The sequence below is a fragment of the Myxococcus sp. SDU36 genome (assembly GCF_030168875.1).
GTDB classification, from domain to species: Bacteria; Myxococcota; Myxococcia; order Myxococcales; family Myxococcaceae; genus Myxococcus; species Myxococcus vastator.
On sequence record NZ_CP077414.1, the window covers coordinates 3,131,297 to 3,148,959 of the forward strand.

Annotated in this window: 12 protein-coding genes; 9 read left to right on the forward strand and 3 right to left on the reverse strand. The window is 69.4% G+C overall.

All coding sequences use genetic code 11. The annotated features are described in order from the left end of the window. Window positions 1–11: 11 nt before the first annotated feature. Window positions 12–6,467 (reverse strand): MupA/Atu3671 family FMN-dependent luciferase-like monooxygenase, encoded by a 6,456-nt coding sequence (locus KGD87_RS12090; protein WP_284667600.1) that lies wholly within the window; start codon window positions 6,465–6,467, stop codon window positions 12–14. 356 nt (window positions 6,468–6,823) lie between these two features. On the opposite strand from KGD87_RS12090, the gene KGD87_RS12095 reads away from it, so the two are divergent. From KGD87_RS12095 to KGD87_RS12130, 8 genes are all read left to right on the forward strand, one after another. After that, window positions 6,824–8,185: an MFS transporter gene (locus tag KGD87_RS12095; RefSeq protein ID WP_284667601.1), complete on the forward strand. Its 1,362-nt coding sequence runs from the start codon at window positions 6,824–6,826 to the stop codon at window positions 8,183–8,185. Window positions 8,186–8,357: 172 nt separating this feature from the next. After that, window positions 8,358–9,575 (forward strand): glycoside hydrolase family 19 protein, encoded by a 1,218-nt coding sequence (locus KGD87_RS12100; RefSeq protein WP_284667602.1) that lies wholly within the window; start codon window positions 8,358–8,360, stop codon window positions 9,573–9,575. A gap of 523 nt (window positions 9,576–10,098) precedes the next feature. Further along, window positions 10,099–10,698 (forward strand): sigma-70 family RNA polymerase sigma factor, encoded by a 600-nt coding sequence (locus tag KGD87_RS12105; protein ID WP_284667603.1) that lies wholly within the window; start codon window positions 10,099–10,101, stop codon window positions 10,696–10,698. Further along, window positions 10,685–11,059, forward strand: a complete 375-nt coding sequence (locus KGD87_RS12110) for a hypothetical protein (RefSeq protein ID WP_284667604.1) — start codon at window positions 10,685–10,687, stop codon at window positions 11,057–11,059. The genes KGD87_RS12105 and KGD87_RS12110 overlap by 14 nt, the downstream gene beginning before the upstream one ends. Then, entirely contained in the window at window positions 11,056–11,778 is a 723-nt protein-coding gene (locus tag KGD87_RS12115) for an ImmA/IrrE family metallo-endopeptidase (RefSeq protein ID WP_284667605.1), read from the forward strand. Before KGD87_RS12110 ends, KGD87_RS12115 begins: the two co-directional genes overlap by 4 nt. Before the next feature lie 15 nt (window positions 11,779–11,793). Next, window positions 11,794–12,978: a hypothetical protein gene (locus tag KGD87_RS12120; protein ID WP_284667606.1), complete on the forward strand. Its 1,185-nt coding sequence runs from the start codon at window positions 11,794–11,796 to the stop codon at window positions 12,976–12,978. Between the two features lie 7 nt (window positions 12,979–12,985). Next, on the forward strand, window positions 12,986–15,307 hold the full coding sequence (locus KGD87_RS12125; protein WP_284667607.1) for an ATP-binding protein: 2,322 nt from the start codon (window positions 12,986–12,988) through the stop codon (window positions 15,305–15,307). A gap of 80 nt (window positions 15,308–15,387) precedes the next feature. Next, window positions 15,388–15,690, forward strand: coding sequence for a hypothetical protein (locus KGD87_RS12130; RefSeq protein ID WP_284667608.1), 303 nt, complete (start codon window positions 15,388–15,390; stop codon window positions 15,688–15,690). A gap of 19 nt (window positions 15,691–15,709) precedes the next feature. Here KGD87_RS12130 and KGD87_RS12135 read toward each other — a convergent pair whose 3' ends face one another. After that, window positions 15,710–15,862: a hypothetical protein gene (locus KGD87_RS12135; protein WP_163783683.1), complete on the reverse strand. Its 153-nt coding sequence runs from the start codon at window positions 15,860–15,862 to the stop codon at window positions 15,710–15,712. 167 nt (window positions 15,863–16,029) lie between these two features. Between KGD87_RS12135 and KGD87_RS12140 the strand changes: the two genes are divergently transcribed. Beyond that, on the forward strand, window positions 16,030–17,025 hold the full coding sequence (locus KGD87_RS12140) for an endonuclease/exonuclease/phosphatase family protein (RefSeq protein WP_284667609.1): 996 nt from the start codon (window positions 16,030–16,032) through the stop codon (window positions 17,023–17,025). A gap of 7 nt (window positions 17,026–17,032) precedes the next feature. Here the strand turns inward: KGD87_RS12140 and KGD87_RS12145 are convergent, their stop codons facing one another. Further along, on the reverse strand, window positions 17,033–17,569 hold the full coding sequence (locus KGD87_RS12145) for a YceI family protein (RefSeq protein ID WP_284667610.1): 537 nt from the start codon (window positions 17,567–17,569) through the stop codon (window positions 17,033–17,035). Window positions 17,570–17,663: the final 94 nt, after the last annotated feature.

Here is a 17,663-nt window from a genome sequence, read left to right on the forward strand (position 1 = left end):
TACGCCCCGCGCTACTTCCTGCCGCGCTGACGCTGACGCTTGAGGCTCTCCAACTGCCGCTTGGCCCGGTCCTGCGCCGCCTCCACCTGGGACTGCGCCGCCGCGGGCTCCTGCCGCGCGAAGCGCGCCAGGGTGCTGATGGTGGGGTGCTCCAGCAGCTTCAGCAGGGGCAAATCCTGCCCCAGCACCGACTTGAGCTGTGCGTGCACCTGCACCATCAGCAGCGAGTGGCCGCCCAGGTCGAAGAAGTTGTCATGCACGCCCACCGCCTCCACGCGGAGGACGCTGCGCCACACCTGGGCAATCTGCTCCTCCAGTTGCCCCTGCGGCGCCACGAAGGCCGCCTTCGCGGCGCGCGCCACGCTGGGCGCGGGCAGGGCCTTGCGGTCCACCTTGCCATTGGGCGTCAGCGGGAGCGTCGGCAGCTCCATCACGAGCGAGGGAACCATGTGCTCCGGCAGCCGCTGCGCCAAAGCGTCGCGCAGCGCGGACGCGTCCACCGCCGCGCCCTGCGCGGGCACCACGTAGGCCACGAGCCGCACGTCGCCGGGCACGTCCTCGCGCGCCACCACCACCGCCTCGCGCACCGAGGGCTGGGCGGTGAGCGCCGCCTCGATTTCCCCCGCCTCGATGCGGAAGCCACGCACCTTGAGCTGGTGGTCCACGCGGCCAAGGAACTCCATGGTGCCGTCGGGCCGCCACCGCGCGCGGTCACCCGTGCGGTACAGCCGGGCCCCGGGCTCGCGGGCCCAGGCGTCCGGAATGAAGCGCTCCGCCGTCAATTCGGGCCGGCCCAGGTAGCCGCGCACCACGCCCGCGCCGCCGATGTACAGCTCCCCCGCCACGCCCACCGGCGTCGGCCGCAGCCGTGCGTCGAGGACGTACAAGCTCGTGCGCAGCAGCGGCGTGCCAATGGAGACAACGGCCGCCGTCTCCTCCGTGGCCACGCGCGCCGTGGAGGACCAGATGGTCGTCTCCGTGGGGCCGTACATGTTGAGCAGCTCGGCGGACTCCGGCAGCGCCTTGCGCAGGGACGCGGCCAGCGCGCCCGGCAGGGCCTCGCCGCCCACCATCAGCCGGTGCAGACCTCCCAGCGCCTCGACGGACTCGGGCTCCGACAGCAGCGCGCGCGCCAGGGACGGCGTGCACTGCAGGTGCGTCACGCCGTGCTCGCGGAGCTGCTCGGGAATCGTCTTCGCCGTGCCCGCGCGGCGGCTGTCCCGCACGCAGCGCTGCCGCACCTCGTCCAGCAGCGGCAGGCTGGCCAGCACCGTGTCGGCGGGGATGCCGAAGTCGATGAGGCAGCCCACCTCGTCCACGCCCAGGGCCTGGAGCTGGCCGATGCGCTCACGCACCGAGCGCGGCGTGCCGAACAGGCCGCTCGTCTCGAAGTAGCGGTCGAAGGCGTGGCCGGCGAGCCGGTCCAGGTCCGCCTCCGTGGCGGAATCCATGTCGATGCCCAGCGTGCTCCCCAGGCCCCGCATCAGGTCGGCCGAGCTCTTGAGGTAGTTGCGGAAGGGCTGCTCCACCACCTGGCGCACCGTCGCCATGTCCTCGCCGATGAAGGTGTGCAGCATGAGGGTGACGTGGCCCTCACCCGCGTGGCCCGCGTCTCGCCATGCCTGACGGTAGAGGGACAGCTTCTTCTCCAGGTCCTCCCACGTCTGCCCCAGCAGGTGCGTGAGGATGTTGCACCCCAGCCGGCCCGCGGTGATGAACGTCTCCGGGTTGCCCGCGGCGGTGAGCCACACGGGCAGTTCCGCCTGCACGGGCCGGGGGCGCAGCTTCACGTCCACCTGCGCGCCGCCACCGCCCGGGAAGCGCACCGTCTCCCCACGCCACAGCCGGCGCACGGTGTCGAGGCCCTCCATCATCAGCTCGCGGCGCTTCTCATACTTCTCCGGCGCGAAGACGAAGTCATTGGCGTGCCAGCCAGAGGCGACGGAGATGCCCACGCGCCCGCCGGACAGGTTGTCCACCAGGGACCACTCCTCCGCCACGCGCACCGGATGGTGGAGCGGCAGCACCACGCTGCCCGCGCGGATGGCCACGCGCTTCGTGACGGCGGCGACGGCCGCGCCCGCCACGGAGGGATTGGGGTACAGGCCGCCGAAGGCGTGGAAGTGGCGCTCCGGCGTCCACACCGCCGCGAAGCCGTGGGTGTCCGCGAACTTCGCGCCCTCCAGCAGCAGCCGGTAGCTGCTCTCCCCGCGCGACGCCTCCGCGTCATCCGCGAAGTAGAACAGGCTGAAGTCCATGGGGCGCTTCCGGGCCCCCGCGGCGCGCGCGGGCGCCTTGAGCGAGGCCCCCTCCCCTTGCACCACCACCTTGAAGCCGCGGGTGAGCGTCCACAGCAACTCCAGGACGGAGATGTCGAAGGAGATGCTGGTGACGGCCAGCCAGGCACCCGCGGGCGAGTGCCCCACGCGCACGTCCATGGCCGCGAAGAAGTTGGCCACGCCCCCGTGCGGCACCACCACGCCCTTGGGCCGGCCCGTGGAGCCCGAGGTGTAGATGACATACGCCGCGTTGCCGGGCGTGGTCCCCAGGGCCAGCGGCGACAGGGGCGCCGCCGCGGAGGGCGCCGCCGTATCCAGCAGCACGGTGTGCAGGCCATCCACGGGCAGCGTCCCCGCCAGGTGGGACTGCGTGACGAGCACGCGCGCGCCCGAGTCCTCCAGCATGTAGGTGAGCCGCTCCCGGGGATAATCCGGGTCCAGGGGCACGTAGGCACCACCGGCTTCGAGGATGCCGAGCATCCCCACCACCATCTCCGCCGAGCGCTCGGCGCACAGGCCCACGCGCACCTCGGGGCCCACGCCCAGGCCTCTCAGGTGCAAGGCCAGCGCGGACGCACGGCCCGCCAGCTCCGCGTAGGTGAGCGTCCCATCCTCGGCGGCCACCGCCACCGCGTCGGGCGTGCGGGCGGCCTGCTCACGGAACTGCGCGTGGATGCAGTGCGACGGCTCCTGGGAGAGCGGCGCCGTGAAGTCGTTCCAGTTCTCCAGCAGCGCGCGGCGCTCCGCCTCGTCGAGCAGCGGCAGGTCCTCCACGCGCGCGTCCGGCGCAGCGACGATGCCCCGCAGCAGCGCCTCCAGGTGGCCCGCGAGCCGCGCCATCGTCTCGGCCGAGAAGAGGTCCGAGCGGTACTCCAGCGCGCCCTCCAGCCCCCGCGGCGTCTCCACGACGGCGAGCTGCAGGTCGAACTTCGCCGTGCCCTCCACGGCGCCGTCCGGCACGGGCAGCACCGGGCGCCACTGCATGCCCGGCACGTCCATGTCCACCGCCGGCAGGCTCTCCAGCACCAGGTTCGCCTGGAACAGCGGGTTGTCGCCGCCGCGGACCGCGCGCGACGCGCCCACCACCTCCTCGAAGGGCAGGTCCGCGTGGGCCAGGGCCTCGTGGAACGTGTGCCGCATGCGGCCCAGCAGCTCCCGGAAGCGAGGCACGCCGGACACGTCCGCGCGGAGCACCAGCGTGCTGGCGAAGAACCCCACCACGTCACGCAGCTCGGCCCGGTCACGCTGCGCGAAGATGGTGCCCAGGCCGAAGTCGTCCTGGCCGCTGTAGCGGTGCAGCAACGCCGCCCAGGCCGCCGCGAGCGTGACGAAGAAGGTACAGCCCTCGCTCCGACCCACCGCCTTCAGCGAATCCACCAGCTCGGCCGGCAGCGCGAAGCGGTGGAGCGCGCCGCGGAAGCCCGGCTCCCGGGGACGCGGGAAGTCCGTGGGCAGCTCCAGGCGCGGCAGGTTCGCCAGCTTCCGCGCCCAGTAGGCACGCTGACCGTCCAGCGCGCCGTCCAGCCCGCGCTGCCAGCGTGCATAGTCCACGTACTGCAAGGCGGGCGCGCCCAGCGACGCGGCGGTGCCGGCCACCTCCGCGCGGTACAGCGCGGCCAGCTCCCGGGCCAGGACGCCAATGGACCAGCCATCCGTGACGATGTGGTGCTGGGTCATCAGGAGCACGTGCTCCTGGTCCTCCAGCGCCACCAGCGCCGCGCGCACCAGCAGGCCCTCCGACAGATTGAAGGGCGCCTCCCCCTGGGCCCGTGCCAGTTGATTCAGCCGCGCCTCGCGCTCGGAGGGAGACAGCGCCCGCAGGTCCTCGCGGGCCACGTCCAGCGGACGCAGGGGCGGCAGGAGCTGGCGCGGCTGGCCCTCCACTTCCGGGAAGGACGCGCGAAGCACCGCGTGACGCGACAGGAGCCCTTGCAGCGCACGCTCCAGCGCGGGCACGTCCAGCGCCCCGGAGAGCCGGAGCTGGAAGTGGACGTTGTACAGCGCGCTCTGGGGCACCAGCCGGTCCAGGAACCACAGGCGCTGCTGGCCGGGAGACAGCGGCAACTCGCCCTCCAGCGCGCCGGCCTTCAGCGGCGGCGTGGCGGGCGCGGCGGAGCCCTTCCACGCGTCCACCAGGTGCGCGGCGGCGGCCCCCAGCGTCGGGTGCTGCCAGAGGAAGGCCACGGGCAGCGACACACCGAGCTCCTCTTCCAGCCGGCCGTGCAGCTCCAGCGCCATCAACGAGTCGAGCCCCAGGCTGGCCAGCGACGTGTCCGGCGCCAGGGACGCGGGCGCCGTGCGCAGCACCCGCGCGGCCTCCACGCGGAGGAAGTCCACCAGCAGCGCCGGACGGGCCTCCTCGGCCGCCAGGGGCAGGCGCTCGCGCAGGGGCGCGGACGGCGCGGCCTCCGGCGCCACAGCGGCCTCCTCGCCCGACACCTCCACCACCTCCAGCGTGCCCGCCAGGAAGCCCTCACGGCAGGCGCGGCGCTGAATCTTCCCGCTCGACGTCTTCGGAATGCTCCGGGCCTGGAGCAGCACCACCGTCTGCGCATGCACTTGGTGCTCGTCCGCGAGCGCGCGGCGCAGGGCGCCCACCACCGCCGCGCCGTCGAAGCCCTCGCGCACGTCCACCTCGGAGACCACCACCAGCCGCTCCTCGCCCTCCACTTCCACGGAGAAGGCGGCGCTGCAGCCGGGACGCACCGCGCGGTGCGCGCGCTCCGCGGTCATCTCCAGGTCCTGGGGATACAGGTTCCGGCCCCGGATGATGAGCAGGTCCTTGAGGCGGCCGGTGATGAAGAGCTCGCCCTCCGGCGACAGGAAGGCCAGGTCACCGGTGCGGAGGAAGGGCCCCTCGCCGCTGGCGAGCCGCGCGCCGAAGGCATGCGCCGTCTCCTCCGGGCGATCCCAATACCCACCCGCCACGCTGGGGCCGGACACCCAGACCTCGCCCACCTCGTGCGCGGCCCGGGGCACCCGCGTCTCCGGGTCCACGATGAGGAGCCGCAGGCCCTGCGCGCCCTGACCGGAAGACACCAGCGTGCGCGCCGTGGGTGCCTCCGCCGCGTCGTCCGACGGCTTCGCGAGTCCCAGCTCCAGCGAGCGGGTGTCGTAGCGCTCCTGCACGCAAGGCGTCCCCTTCACGCCGCCGCTGACGATGAGCGTCGCCTCGGCCAGGCCGTAGCAGGGATAGAAGGCCTCACGCCGGAAGCCGGCGGGCGCGAACGTCTCCGCGAAGCGCTCCATCGTCTCGCGCCGCACGGGCTCCGCGCCGTTGAACGCCAGGTCCCAGTGGCTCAAGTCCAGGCGGGCCACGTCTTCGGCGCGGGCCTTTCGCGCGCACAGGTCATACGCGAAGTTGGGTCCACCGCTGCACGTCCCCTTGAAGTGGGAGACGGCCTCCAGCCAGCGCAGGGGCCGCTGAAGGAACGCGATGGGCGACATCAGCACGCACGGGAAGCCCAGGTAGAGCGGCTGCAACACCTTTCCGATGAGCCCCATGTCATGGAACATGGGCAACCAGCCCACGCCCACCGAGCGCTCCGCCTGCAACCCGAAGCCGCGTGTAATCAACGACTCGTTGTGGAGGATGTTGGCGTGGCTGACCTTGACGCCCTTCGGGTTGCCCGTGGACCCCGACGTGTATTGCAGGAAGGCCAGCGACTCGGACGTCAGGTCCGGGCGCTTCCAGTCGGAGGCCTCGGCTTCCGGCACCGCGTCACTGGCAATCCACTGCAGCTCCCCCAGCTCGGGAGCCTGCGGCGTGAGGAACTCCGCCATCTCCTGGATGGTGCTCGTCGTGAGCACGTAGCGCGCGCCACAGTCCCGGGCGATGGCGCGAAGACGGGGCAGCGTGCGATCCAACCGCGTGGGGTCCGGCGGGTAACAGGGCACGGCGATGACGCCACCATACAGACAGCCCATGAAGCCCGCGACGAACTCCAGGCCTGGCGGGTAGAGCAGCAGCGCCCGCTCCCCCTGCGCGCCCAGGGCACGCAGCCGAGCCCCCAGCGACTTCGCCCGCGAATCCAGCCGCCGGTAGGTCCACTCCTCCACCGGGCCGTCCACGTCTCCTGTCTCCAGGAAGCGATACAACAGCGCGTCGCCTTGAGACTCGGCGCGTTGACACAACACGTCCACCAGGGTGGGGAAACGGTGAGCTCGCGGCTCGATGTGCTCGGTCATGTCTTCTCCTGCGCTGGACACGGTCCGGGCTGATACACGGCCACGACACCCGACTGCGCACGGAGAACCCCCGGTCGACAGCTTCCGGTTAAGGCTCCCCGAGACAGCATGCCGCTTCACCCGGAAGAGGAAGCACGCTCGCACCACGCTTGAGCCCGCCCCCTCGATACAGCGCAGCTTGTGCCATCGCCGTTGCCAGCTTGTCCATATAAACGATAAGAACGATTTTTCCAGCGATGGCGGTTCCCGATAAAAAGAACGCGGCCTCCGGATGGACGTCCTGGCCGTGCTCACGAAGACTCTAGCGATGCATCTGACACAGAGCGGCGCATGTCCGCGGAAGGCCCGCTGACGGCATGGCATTCTCAAGCAGGAACGTCGTCACACACCCTGCCCGGGTCTTCAGTCTCATCTGGTTGGGTCAGCTCGTCTCGTCACTGGGGACGGGGCTCACCCAGTTCTCGGTGGGCGTCTTCGTCTACCAGAACAGCGACTCCGTCACGGAGTACTCGCTGGCGTCCTTCTTCGGGTTCCTCCCGATGGTGCTGCTCGCGCCCGTCGCGGGCTCCATGGTGGACCGCCGCAACCGCCAGCGGGTGATGTTGCTGGCGGACCTGGGCGCGATGACGGCCATTGGGTTGATGTGGTGCCTGGTCGCGGCGGATCGCGCCGGGCTGTGGGCCCTTCAAAACTGGCACTTCTATCCGCCGCTGGCCTTGAGCGCCGCCTTCAGCACCTTCCGCATCCTGGCCTTCTCCACGACCACGCCCCTGCTGGTCTCCAAGCAGAACCTGGGCCGGGCCAACGGCATGGTGGAGCTGGCCATGAGCGCGGGCCAGCTCCTGGGCCCCGCGCTGGCGGGCGTGCTGGTGGTGAGCATTGGCTTGCAAGGCGTGCTGCTCATCGACCTGGCGACCTTCCTCTTCGCGTTGGCGACGCTGCTGAGCGTGCGCATCCCCCAGCCCGAGGCCGGGCAGCGCGAGGCCAGGAAGTCCCTGTGGACGGACATCGCGCTGGGCTGGCGCTTCATCCGTGAGCGGCCCGGCCTGCTGGGCCTGCTGGCCTTCAGCTCCGCCGTCAACCTGGTCTCCGTGTTGGTGACGGTGCTCATCACCCCGTTGGTGCTGAGCTTCACGGACCCGGCGACGCTGGGCCTGGTGGTGTCCTGCTCCGGCGTCGGCATGGTGGCGGGCGGAATCACCATGGGCGTCTGGGGAGGCCCGAAGCGGCGCATCTTCGGCGTGCTGGGCGCGGAGCTCGTCGCGGGCCTGGCCTTGCTGGCCGCGGCGCTCCCCGCCAGCGTGTTCGTCGTCGCGTGCGCCGCCTTCGTGTTCATGTTCACCGCCCCGGTGGCCATGGGCTGCTCGCAGGCCATCTGGCAGAGCAAGGTGCCTCCCGCCATCCAGGGGCGTGTGTTCTCCACGCGCCGGATGCTCGCCTTGATTGCCCCGCCCATCGCGGCGCTGCTCGCGGGTCCGTTGACGGACAAGCTCTTCGACCCCTGGATGGCGCAAGACGGCGCCCTGGCCAGCACCTTCGGCCAGGTGCTGGGCACCGGACCGGGCCGCGGCATCGCCCTGCTCTACGTCGCCCTGGGCATCATGCTGGCGGGCTGCGTCCTGCTGACCTGGTCCTCTCCGCGCGTGCGTGGCGTGGAAGACGAGCTCCCGGACGCGCTGCTGCCGACCCCCGTCCCGGCCGCGCAGCCGCAAGCCTGAGCCGCCGCGGCGCGTCCGCTGCTCAACGCTTCGCGCCCTGCGCCACTGTCCAGTTATTCATGATTTACCGTTTGCCGTACAGTCCTTGCGGCTCCGGTCCCCCGGAGCCAAGGCCTCCGCCCGCCGCAGGCGTGGAGCGCCCGAGAAACCCTCGACCGCAAGGAGCACAAGCATGTCCGGCAAGTTCGTGTCACGCAGTCTGGCCCTGCTGGGAATCTGTGGGGGCCTGAGCGCCCTGGGAGGCTGTGGTGGCGCCGAGCCAGCGCCCGCCGCCCTCGAACCGGTGGGCCAGGTGGAAGCTGCCGCCATCGTCGACACCATCACCGAAGGCACCTACGTCATCCGTTCGGTGATGACGAACAAGTGCATCGACGTCGCCTCGTCGAGCACGGCGGACGGCGCCAAGGTGCAGCAATGGGATTGCAACGGCACCAACGCGCAGCGCTTCCGGGTCACGCCCACGTCCGGGGGCTACTTCAGCATCATCAACGTGAACAGCAACAAGGCGCTCGACATCAAGGAGGTCAGCACCGCGGCGAACGCGCTGGTCCACCAGTGGAGCTATGGCGGCGGAGCGAACCAGCAGTTCCGCTTCGTGAAGGAGGTGGGCAGCGAGTTCAGCATCCGCGCGCGTCACACGGACATGGCCATTGACGTGTACTGGGGCAGCACGGCCAACGGCACGGAGCTGGTGCAGTACCCCTACGAGCAGCGCACGAACCAGCGCTGGACGTTTGACCGCATCGACGGAGGCGGAGGCAACCCCGGCACGGGCCTGGCGGCCATCCTGAGCGAGTCCACGTTCAACGCCATGTTCCCGAACCGGAACCCCTTCTACACGTACAGCAGCCTCATCGCCGCCGCGAACAGCTTCCCGGCCTTCGCCAACACGGGCTCGCTGGAGACGCGCAAGCGCGAGGTGGCGGCCTTCTTCGCCAACACGGCCCATGAGACGGGGAACTACGTGTACGTCGAGGAGATCAATCGCGGTGACTACTGCGGCTCATGGGGCCCGCCGGGCTGCAACTGCGTCGCGGGCAAGAAGTACTACGGACGTGGGCCCATCCAGTTGTCCTGGAACGGCAACTACTGCGCCGCGGGCACCGCGCTGGGGCTGCCGCTCCACACCAACCCGGACCTGCTGGCCCAGGACCCCAACGCCGCGTGGCGCTCCGCGTTCTGGTTCTGGACCACGCAGGCCGGCGCCGGCACCATGTCCGCGCACCGCGCCATGGTCGACGGCCGCGGCTTTGGTGAGACCATCCGCACCATCAATGGCGCGCTGGAGTGCAATGGTGGCAACCCGGGCCAGGTGCAGAGCCGCATCGACAACTATCAGCGCTTCACCAGCATGCTGGGCGTGAGCCCTGGCGCCAACCTGGGCTGCTGAGACGCTTCACCGAGGTGGGGATTGATCGCACCTCCACCTCGCGCCGAACGCTGAACGCCGGGCGGCCTCATGCTCCAGGCCGCCCGGCGCCAGCACCTCGCCCCGGCAGCACCCGCGTCCGGAACCGGGCAGCCCCCTGCCCCGTCTCCCGAAGAAGCGCGCTGCCGCGCCTGATGGCGCTCCCCGCGTCGGTGGCACTCCCGGAACGTCCCCCCGAGCCGCCCTGGGTGGCGCCACTCAACACCTGCATCCGCCGGGAAGGATGCAATCAGGACCCGGGGCTGTCTTTACCACCCCAGTGGTATGGGCATGGGTGGCGCGCCGTGCCGCCCCCCTCCCCTTCCATTTATTTGATTTTTTGGGCATACCACCTGGGAGGTACAGACACTCCCCCCAATCACTGACAACCTCGCGCGGTAATGCGAAGCGCCCTTTGCGTCGAACTCGTGGCATCGGTTCCGAAGGAGCACACACCAACGCATTCAAACCGAGAACGGGGCAGGTCTCCCGGCGAGGTGAGGGGATGAGCTTTCCAACATGGGAAGTGGAGCTGAAGCTGCACGAGCGGGTCATTCAAGACGACCCGCTGGCTTCACAGGATGTGTTCCGAGTGTTCATGGACCCCATCCTGAGAGTCCTGCGGTATGAGATGAGCTGCCAGGGCGACGAGGCCTACGATTCGGCGGTTGATGCGGTGCTCGACTACCTGCGCAACCCCCTGCGCTATGACCGCCAACGCGCCAAGCTGTCCACGTACTTGACGCATACGGCCAAGCGACGGGCCATGGACCGGCAGCGCTCCAGCCAGGCGCGAGTCCGGAGAGAAGAGAAATTTGGCGGGGTATTCGCACTTCGCGCGCCGGCTCCGAAAGAGGTCATGGAGCTATCCGTGGAGGCCAGCCTCGCCGTGAAGAAACTCGAGCAAATCAACTTCCGCACGGAGGAGCGCAAGTTCCTGGGGCTCGTACTCCAGGGCGAGAGCAGCACTCCCGAACTGGGGAAGGTGCTCGGACTGGGCGCCTTGCCGAAGGTGGAGCAACAGCGCGAGGTGAAGCGGCACCGGGACCGGCTCATGAAGCGATTGGCGCGCATTGGAAAGGAGGATTCCGATGACGAATCCTGAATGGCTCGAGCTGGCGGCCCGGCGCAGCAAGAGCGAAGCCTGGATGTTGGGCCATGCGTTCGACAAGTACCGACAGCTCGAAGGCATGTCCGAAGAGGGACTGGCCAAGGAGCTGGGCTGCTCGGTGGAGACGCTGAACTGGCTGGCGTTGTGCCGCCGTCCGGAAGGCGAGCACTTCAACGAGCAGACGACCGCTATCGCGGAGCGGCACGGCGTGGATGACTACCTGCTGCTCCAGGTGCTGGGACGGCTGAGGGTGGTGGAGGTCTTCCAGGGGTCTTCCGCGGACGGCTCGGCGCAACAGGGCGGCATGCTGATGGCGGCCCAGGACCGCGAGAAGGACGACGAGCCCCAGACATGACCGAACCCTGGTTGAGGGAGGCGGTGGCGGCCTCCGGGCTCCCGCCTCCCACGTCGTTCCCCCGGAACCTCGCGCGTGACGCCGGAAGGGCGTTGTCCCAAGTCGTGACGATGGTGGTCCTGAAAGGGCTGACGTCCGCGTCTGTCGCGAGCTGGCTCACCCGAATGCGAATCGACCATTCAGTCCCCGCGACGCCGCGCCGGTTCCGTGGCTGCATGGTCGCCAACAAGGGCCACGGCATGCTGTTTCGCGACAGCAATGACAGTGAAGACGACCAGCGCTTCACCCTGGCGCACGAGGTCTCCCACTTCGTGCTCGACCACATGATGCCGCGGGCGTGTGTGCTCAAGAAGTATGGCGCGTCGTTCATGGCGGTGCTCGACGCGATGCGCCCCCCGACCCTCGCGGAGCAGCTCGCGCTCGCGCTGGACCAGCTTCCCATTGGCATCCAGGTGAAGCTGATGGACCGGGACGCCGAGGGCGTCATCCAGTCCGGCAGCGTGGCGCACGCGGAGTGGCGCGCGGACCGGCTCGCGTTCGAGCTGCTGGCGCCCGCCGACGTCGCGTATCCATTCCTCAAGGAGTCGGATTTGGAGCGAGGTCCAGCCCGGCTCGCCGCACGGTTCGGGCTGCCTTTGTCACAAGCGCGGACCTATGCCCGGATGCTCACGCGTCGTGAGCGGCTCCAGGCGGGTTCAGTGGTCGAATTTCATCGGTGAAGCAGGGAGGCAGGCATGGCTGGTGGTTTCCCCTTCGAGGGCGACGCAGAGCTCGTGGGCGACGACGACTTCCGCAAAGCCTTTGGCGAGGACCTGGGGAGGACGCTCGACATCGACACCTGGTCACAGGGGTTCGACATCGAGGACATCATGGACCGGTTCCGGTCTGAGATTTCCGGCGCCGTCGACAAGGAGGGACGCGCCCGAGCCCTCATCCGCGACGAGGTGTTCCCCATCATCGCCACGCGGCCGGGCGCGCCGGCTGGCTCCGGCGTCTACCAGACCACGGCGGACCAACTGGAGACCCTCCACAACGGACTGCTCTTCACGGGACGGGTCGAGGCGGTCTATGGCAACACGACCAGCCACGAAAGCCTGCCCTTGGGCATCACCCAGCTCGGCATCGCCCTGGTGAGCTACGGAGGCACGTCGGGCACCTTCTCCCAGCGCCTGTTTCGCAAGGAGATGACGCAGAAGAACGCCGACCCCGTGCAGGAAGCCATCGCCAGCATCAACCACCGGATGCGCCGTGCCGCGGGCCCGCGGCATGACACGCTGTCGAAGTTGGCTCGGCGTGGCATCCGGACATATGCCGAACGGGCAGTCCTCGTCGAGAAGGCCACCGCGGAGTGGCGCATCGGGCATGGAAATCCCTGCGCTTTCGAGCTGCTGTCCGGCTCCGGCTACCGGAGTCTGCTGGTGGCCGCGCTGGCCCTGCTCCGGCAACTCATCCAGCGGCACCAGAAGTTCGTCTTCGTCACCAGCGAGATGGAGCAACGGGGTCACCTGACGCTGGGCTACGCGCTGCGCGCGGGCGAGTACATCATCATCGATACGCTGGCGGGCTTCGGTGAGCGTGTCGTCAACCGGTGGGAATACGAGGGCGACAGCTCACGGCTGGCGAAGGCCTTCGTGGACGAGTGCTGCCCGAACGTCGTGTGTGGTGTGTTCCGCGCGTCCGAGCGCACGCCGCCACTCACGTTCTATGCGCACCGGGAGCACGTCGACTTCGCGGTGCGTTTGGCCATGGCCGACAGCATCCTCCGTCCGGAGCGGGGCTTCCCGATGCTCCTCGACGTGGCGGAGACCGCGTGCCGCAGCGCCTTCGGCGAGGACGGCTTCCTGGGGCTGGTCCATGACGCGTACGCCCAGGCGGGGGCCAACCTCGAGTACTTCACCGACCGGATCAAGAGCAGGTAGGAGGAGAATGAGCATGGCTGATGACGGTAGGGGGCAGCGCTCTTCCGCGGCAGGGACGTTCCGGGGCCCCGCGCCCCACGCCACGCAGGCAGCGGGCAGGTCCGCATCGAGACAGGAGACCGCGGAGGGCCGGAGTGCGCCACCGGGCAGCGGTGCACCGGAGGGAGCCGCGCCACCGAATGGCAGACCGTCCTCGGCGGCGCAGGGGGCACGCGCGATGTCGTCTCCCCCACCAGGAGGCAGCCCCATGAATGGCCCGGGGAGGGCGCCACCTCCGGGCCCCGCGCGTGGCGTGGCCCGGCCTCCCCCCGGCGTGAATGGCCAGCAACGAGGCTCGCCCACGCAATCCACGCCAGTGATGAACGGCCGGGCGCCCCTGCCCGCACCGCCCGCCCAGGCACCGTCCGAAAGGACCTTCCAGCAGACGCCGGCGGAGACCCTCCAGGCGTTGGACGCGCTCAAGCAGCAGGTCAAGGCCAACGCCCAGTTGGACCCCGAATTGGAAACGGCGGTGGGCTTCACCCACTTCGACGTGTCGGCCAGCCAGGACAACCTCATCACCGTCCTGCTGACGCGCGAAGACCTGCATCAACTCGCCTCCCAGACCTTGGTCCGGGTGAAATCCCGGGAGGACCAGCGCGCCTATCTCGGCGTGGTGGTGCGAGGGCCCTTCGCTGAACCCAACGCCGTGCCCGCCAACTCCACCATGGCCATTGGCGTCGTCACGCATGGCAAGAAGCTGGCGTACACCTTCGACTACCACGGGCGCGCGGAGATAGAGATTGTCGGCGAAGAAGTCGATGGGGCGTTGAAGCCGCCGCGCTTCCGGCCTCGCCCGCAGAGCCCCGTCTTCCTGCTCGACGAGGCGGAGAGCACGCGGGTGCTGGGCACCAGCGGAGATTTGTGCCTGGGGCTCGTCGTGGGCTACGAGAAGATGGAGGCCCGGCTCAACCCCCGCGACAAGTCCATCCTCCCGCGCCACACGGGCATCATCGGGACGACAGGTGGAGGCAAGTCGACCACGGTCGCCACGCTCATCCACCGGGCGCAGCAGGAAGGCATCGCCACCATCGTCTTCGATGTGGAGGGGGAATACACGCACGTGGACAAGCCCACGGACCAGGCCGCCATGCTCGAGGCGCTGAAGCGGCGCGGCCAACGGGCCGAGGGCGTCAAGGATCTCCACATCCACCACCTCATCGGACGCGAAAGCCTCAACGAACAGCACCGGAACAGCCGCATCTTCTCGTTGAAGTTCTCCAGCCTGTCCCCTTACGCGCTCGCGGAGATTCTCAACCTGACAGACGCACAGCAGGAGCGCTTCCTCAAGGCCTACGACGTCACCAAGCAACTGCTTGAAGACTTCAAAATCTATCCGAAGACGGAAGACGAGCGCGGCGAGGCGCTGGAAGTGGATGAGCTGTCGACGGGCTATCCGCACATGACCATCGACCATGTGCTGGACGTGGTCAGCGCATACATCTACAGCCTCAGCAACGAGGGAAAGACGGATGCACCCGAGAAGAAGTCCCAGACCTCGGCCCGAAAGCAGGCAGCCCCCTCCGAAGAGAGCGACGAGCACGACGAAGAAGCCGAGGACGCGTCCAAGCCACGCCACCGCGGCGGTGTCCTCCAGACTGAGTTCCAGAGCAACTTCGGCAATGTCATCGGCCGAGTCAGGGCCAACCCGAGCCGTCACTCGGTGAGCTGGAGGACCCTGTCCAGCAAGCTGCGGGGACTCAAGCGCCTGGGCATCTTCGACGTCAGCAACGCGCAGGGCGTGGCCTACGAGTCCATGCTCAAGCCCGGCCGGGTCTCCGTCATCGACCTGTCGGACACGGACTCGCCGCAGCTCAACAACCTGGTCATCGCCGACATCCTGCGAGGCCTCCAGGACGCGCAGGAAGCGCGATACCAGCGGGCCCGGGAGAAGAACTCCGCCGTCACGCCGGTCCTCATCATCATCGAAGAGGCCCACGAGTTCCTCTCCGCCAGCCGCATCGCCCAGATGCCCGTGCTCTTCGAGCAGGTGGCGAAGATCGCCAAGCGGGGCCGCAAGCGGTGGATGGGGCTCGTCTTCGTCACCCAGCTTCCACAGCACCTGCCCAACGAGGTGCTGGGGCTCATCAACAACTTCGTCATCCACAAAATCGCCGACAGCTCCGTCATCGCCCGCATGCAGAAGTCGGTGGGCAGCATCGACGAGAGCCTCTGGAACCGGGTGTCGCGGCTGGCACCCGGTCAGGCGCTGGTGTCGTTCAGCAACTTCACCCGGCCGCTGATGGTCGCGGTGGACCCCGCACCGGTGAAGCGGCTGCTGGTGGAGTGACGCGCGCCCCACGTTTCATCCCCCGACACCTCCGGTGCGGGGGACTGGACGCGCGCGCCAGTCCTGGCCAGATAGCGGACATGGACCGACGAATGAAGGCCGCGCTCGCCATCATGGCCCCGCTGCTGCTCACCGCTTGCAGCGGAGGCTCCGACGATGACGGCGACGCCTGCGCCCAGGTGCGGGTGTTCGCCAGGCCCGCCTCGGGCGACGCTGAGTGCCGGAGCTTCGCGACGCCGTGCGACGTGCCCCAGGGGTACGTCGGATGCTGCGGCGGGTTCTATGGCGGCTGCGTGTCGGCGGGGACGCGGTGCGTGGACGACCCGCTGGACGCCTGCTCGCCTGGCTCGGGGGCCACGGACTGCCCCGGCATCTGCCAGTGACGCCGGGCGCGCGGGGGGACTACGGCTCCTTGCGCTCCGCGTCGGGGGACTTCGGCGCGTCCTGGCCCTCCCGCTTCCGGTAGCCCCAGGTGGAACTCCACATGCCGGGCCCGGTGAAGAGCACGGTGATGAGCGTCATCACCGCGGCGCCAATCAGGATTTCGAACACCATGCCGCGCACTCCCCTCCGCACACAGTCCGTGCGGCGGGCTCGAACCCCGCCGCCGGGCGCTTTCATGCCGTAGCGCCCAGCAGGAAGCAATGCGCGGGAATCCGGGGCGCCTGCCAGCGACGCGGCACCCCGCCTGCCCGCCCGCGATGGAGTAGTCTCGCGGCCCCATGTCACGCCCCCTTCCTCCTGCGTCGCGGGACCGCGAGCGCCTCCGCGCCGCTGCCCTGCTGGCCACCCTCTTGTCCCTGTCCGCCTGCGAGGGGCGTGAGATGCCACCGGGGCCCGGCCCCGAGGAACTGTGTGTCGGGGCGGCCTGTGTGCCGCCGCAGCCACCCGACACCGCGGTCGAAGGCAGCGTGCGCATCGCGGCGTTCAACGTTCAGCGGCTCTTCGACACGGTGTGTGACTCGGGCGAGTGCGGCGGCAACCACTACGAGGCGCTGCCCACCCCGTCTGAGTTCGGCCTCCAGGCGGACCGGCTCGCGTCCGCCATCTCGCGACTGAACGCCGACGTGGTGCTGCTGGCGGAGGTGGAGACCCAGGCCTCGCTCGACGCGCTGACGTCACGGCTTCCCCGCTTCGGCTATTCGGAGCTGGGCGAGACGGGCGCCCCGGCGTCCGTGGACGTGGCGGTCCTCTCCGTTCACCCCATCACCGACGTGCGCGGGCATCGGGAACGCACGCTGTGGCGCCCGGATGGCTCCGCCACCCGGTTCTCCCGCGAGCTGCTGGAGGTCCACCTGGACGTGGCCGGGAGGAAGGTCATCGTCTTCTCCGCGCACTTCCGCTCCAAGTCCAACGACGACCCCGGGCGCCGCTTCGCCGAGGCCGTGGCGACGCGGGACATCGTCGCGGGCGCGGCACAGGCGGCGCCAGACGCGCTGGTCGTCCTGGGGGGAGACCTCAACGACGTGCCGGGCTCAGAGCCCATCACCGAGGTGGAGCGCGACGGCGCGCTGCTGCGCGTCGCCAGCGACCGGCCGGACAGCGAGACGTGGACGTATGCCTACTACGGCGACCTCCAGGCCATTGACCACCTGTACCTGGCGCGCGGCGGGGGTTCGTATGTGCCTGGCTCGTTCCGCACGGCGAGGGACCCGCGAGGCGGCTATGGCGGGTCGGACCACGCCGCCGTGTACGCGGACTTCATGCCCGCGCCTTGAGCGCGGCTCAGGCCGTCGCGGGAATGGCCTGGATGTCGAGCTCGAGGTCAATCTTCTCACCGACGAGCCAGCCACCATTGTCGAGCGTCTTGTTCCAGCGAATGCCGTAGTCGGTGCGATTGATGGTGGTGCGCGCCGAGTAGATGAGCCGCATGTTGCCCCAGGGGTCCTTCGACGTGGCGGTGTGGCGGGCGTCGAAGGCCACCGACTGCGTGACGTTGCGGATGGTGAGGTCGCCCATGAGCCGGAAGCTGGCGCCGCCCACGGGTTCAACCCGGGTGCTGCGGAAGGTGATGGTGGGCGAAGCCTCGGCGTCGAGGAAATCCGGAGAACGCAGGTGCGCATCCCGGTCTGGCGCGCCGGTGTAGATGCTCGCCGTTTCCACGGACATCTCGACTTCACCCTGAGTGGGCTGCTCGGGATTCACGCGGAGGGTTCCAGAGAAGCGCTCGAAGCGGCCGTGGACGCGCGCCACCACCATGTGGCGCGAAACGAAGAGGACAGACGAGTGGGCTGCGTCGATGTTCCAGGTACTGACAGACATGGGGGGCGCTCGGCGGATGAGGGGACGGGGTGCAACCAGCCCAAGCCGGGGTGGGTCGGCAAGCGGACCCTGACTAGATAATGACCCACCCATT

Coding starts and splice junctions, on each gene's coding strand:
- KGD87_RS12090 (WP_284667600.1), bottom strand. CDS start 6,467: ATGACCGAGCACATCGAGCCGCGAGCTCACCGTTTCCCCACCCTGGTG.
- KGD87_RS12095 (WP_284667601.1), top strand. CDS start 6,824: ATGGCATTCTCAAGCAGGAACGTCGTCACACACCCTGCCCGGGTCTTC.
- KGD87_RS12100 (WP_284667602.1), top strand. CDS start 8,358: ATGTCCGGCAAGTTCGTGTCACGCAGTCTGGCCCTGCTGGGAATCTGT.
- KGD87_RS12105 (WP_284667603.1), top strand. CDS start 10,099: ATGAGCTTTCCAACATGGGAAGTGGAGCTGAAGCTGCACGAGCGGGTC.
- KGD87_RS12110 (WP_284667604.1), top strand. CDS start 10,685: ATGACGAATCCTGAATGGCTCGAGCTGGCGGCCCGGCGCAGCAAGAGC.
- KGD87_RS12115 (WP_284667605.1), top strand. CDS start 11,056: ATGACCGAACCCTGGTTGAGGGAGGCGGTGGCGGCCTCCGGGCTCCCG.
- KGD87_RS12120 (WP_284667606.1), top strand. CDS start 11,794: ATGGCTGGTGGTTTCCCCTTCGAGGGCGACGCAGAGCTCGTGGGCGAC.
- KGD87_RS12125 (WP_284667607.1), top strand. CDS start 12,986: ATGAGCATGGCTGATGACGGTAGGGGGCAGCGCTCTTCCGCGGCAGGG.
- KGD87_RS12130 (WP_284667608.1), top strand. CDS start 15,388: ATGGACCGACGAATGAAGGCCGCGCTCGCCATCATGGCCCCGCTGCTG.
- KGD87_RS12135 (WP_163783683.1), bottom strand. CDS start 15,862: ATGGTGTTCGAAATCCTGATTGGCGCCGCGGTGATGACGCTCATCACC.
- KGD87_RS12140 (WP_284667609.1), top strand. CDS start 16,030: ATGTCACGCCCCCTTCCTCCTGCGTCGCGGGACCGCGAGCGCCTCCGC.
- KGD87_RS12145 (WP_284667610.1), bottom strand. CDS start 17,569: ATGTCTGTCAGTACCTGGAACATCGACGCAGCCCACTCGTCTGTCCTC.